The following is a 255-nucleotide window of genomic DNA, read 5'->3' on the forward strand; positions in this document are numbered from 1 at the left end:
GGTGGATCGTGCATGTGCAACGGCTGGACACCACCGGCGCGGTGGTGGAGCACAAGGTCCTCACCACCGGTGCGCTGATCCTGGCCGCGGGTAGTCTCAACACCACTCGGCTGCTGGTGCGCGCCGGAGCCAAGGGGCTCATCCGCGATCTGCCCGACGGCGTGGGACAGAACTGGGGGACCAACGCCGACCGCATCTACGTCTGGACCGATCCCTCGGCCGAATTCGGTGCGCCCCAAGGCGGCCCGGTGGTCT

The 255-nt window shown here is 68.6% G+C and carries 1 pseudogene; it reads left to right on the forward strand.

The annotated features are described in order from the left end of the window. Positions 1–255: pseudogene (locus IU450_RS41570) on the forward strand (cholesterol oxidase); the annotation flags it as partial.

The sequence above is a fragment of the Nocardia abscessus genome (genome assembly GCF_015477775.1).
GTDB classification, from domain to species: Bacteria; Actinomycetota; Actinomycetes; order Mycobacteriales; family Mycobacteriaceae; genus Nocardia; species Nocardia abscessus_A.